Here is a 287-nt window from a genome sequence, read left to right as displayed (position 1 = left end):
TACTTGTTCTGCATTTGCCAATTTTTCTACATGTTCTTCTCTACCATTTTCAGCATTAATGAAAATACGGAATGTATCTTGATTAATCACTCCATAGAATTCATGGCAGAGTACTTCTTCTTCCAACTGGTTCTTAATAATTGCTAAATGATGATCCATCACTTCTAAGTTGGGGTTTAAACGTTCTTCTGCTTCTTCTCTTGTTATTTCCTCTTCAAATGTTTCTCGTTCATCATGGTTTTCAATATAAGCAAATCCTTCATACCCAATAACATCACCTTCATCTA

Annotated in this window: 1 protein-coding gene; it reads right to left on the bottom strand. The window is 33.8% G+C overall.

The features are described from left to right. A partial coding sequence (locus AOA61_RS28180; protein ID WP_218197406.1) for a hypothetical protein occupies window positions 1-287 on the bottom strand: 287 nt, incomplete at both ends.

The sequence above is a fragment of the Pseudomonas sp. 2995-1 genome, assembly GCF_002742505.1.
GTDB lineage: Bacteria > Pseudomonadota > Gammaproteobacteria > Pseudomonadales > Pseudomonadaceae > Aquipseudomonas > Aquipseudomonas sivasensis.
This window is presented reverse-complemented; position numbering and strand designations above follow the sequence as displayed.